This is a genomic window from Bradyrhizobium tropiciagri (genome assembly GCF_001189845.1).
Classification (GTDB): domain Bacteria; phylum Pseudomonadota; class Alphaproteobacteria; order Rhizobiales; family Xanthobacteraceae; genus Bradyrhizobium; species Bradyrhizobium tropiciagri.
This window is the reverse complement of the sequence record NZ_LFLZ01000171.1, coordinates 1-1,491: the sequence shown is the minus strand read 5'-3', so window position 1 is coordinate 1,491 and position 1,491 is coordinate 1. Positions and strand designations below refer to the sequence as shown.

Below are 1,491 nucleotides of genomic sequence, written 5' to 3'. Positions count from 1 at the left end.
GCACTAGGGCATGCACACATCTCTGAGGCTCCATCCTTCGGCGACGGCGTGGAAGTGTTCGAGGCCGGTTTTGAAGGTGATGGGGCCTGGCGGCTTGGACGATGGGTAGCCGTCCCAGCCGCCGAGGCGACCGATGATCCAGGCTGCCCAAGCGAGGGTACCGGGCGGGTGCGGGTTCTTCAGCAGCTTGGTTCTGGCCTCGAGTTGCTGATTGAGTGCCGTCAAGGTGGCGATCTCATTGCTGTTGAAGGCCGTGGAGATGCCCTGCGGGCCGCCGTTGCGCGCTTGCAGGAGTTGGATGGTAATGACCGCAGCCTTGGCGGCGACCGCGACCAATTTGAGAAGCCGCTCGGCGATGCCGATTTGGCTGTCTTCGAGCCTGAAGCCCTGTGTCTTGAGCACGCGGAAGAACTGCTCGATGATCCAGCGCTGCTTGTACCACTCGACGATGCGCCAACCGTCGTCCGCACTGGCGACCTTATGCGAGGTGATCAGACGCCAGTGCAGCGGCTCGACGTCGGGACCGGCATTGATCTCGCGGACGTCGACGATGGCCAACGGCAAGCTTTCTGGCAAATGGCGCAGGAACTTGCTCTGAGGTCGGGCAAGCTCGATCGCGCCGAAGCGAAGTTCGAGGTCCACCTGACGTGCAGGCCGTTGCGCACGCGCGGGCAATTGGACGGTGCGACGCTGCACCGGCGCCATGGCGTCGATGGCCCCGTACAGACCGGTCGTGTCGGCCAACTTGCGATCATGCATGCTGCGGGCGACCACGTGGAAGTCTTGCTCGGCCGCGCTGGCATAAAGAGCAAAGATGTCGCTCTCGCGGTCACCAAGCAAGGTCACTCTTGCGGCGCCTGCGAGCAGCGGCTTGGCCGCAAGGGCAGTGGTGATCCAGCGCTGCGATTCCTTGTCCGGCAGGTCGCGGCTGTCATGCGAGACGGTTCGACGGCCCTCACGCGTCCACACCTCGCCGCTCAAAAGCCCAAGGCAGCTGCCACTGTCCGCATCCACCGCCAGCAGCGGATGCAGCAGCACGCCATGGTGATTGCCCCTGCCGATTTCCCCGAGCCCGCGCCGGCGTTGCGCGGTGGTGTTGAAGTGGATCTCGCTGGTGTCCTGGATTGCCAGCACATGGCGGCCTCGGGTCGCCGCAACCGTGCTCTCGCTCCAGCTTTCGATGATCCGTTCCGCTGTCACTTTGCCATTGCCGAGAAAGCGGTTGAACCGCACTTCCAGCGCCCGGTTCCCCTTCGAAAGCCGCCGCAGGCATACATCCTTGCCCGCAACCATGCGTCCGACAAGCGCCGCCCCCCTTTATCGAGACGACGATCCCCGAACCGGCCCAGCGTCCAGTCAATCCGTGACAACATGGCGACACCTCCGTCCAAACCGAAGTGCCGACATAGGAATCACATCGATTGCCGATTCTGGAATCCCAGACGCAGCGTTCGAGTCAATCTGTCGCAGCAAATGTGTGCATGCCCTAGT

Annotated in this window: 1 protein-coding gene; it reads right to left on the bottom strand. The window is 63.2% G+C overall.

Translation table 11 applies throughout. The annotated features are described in order from the left end of the window. Positions 1–3: 3 nt before the first annotated feature. Entirely contained in the window at positions 4–1,293 is a 1,290-nt protein-coding gene (locus tag AKN84_RS44255) for an IS4 family transposase (protein ID WP_050426601.1), read from the bottom strand. Between the last annotated feature and the right edge of the window lie 198 nt (positions 1,294–1,491).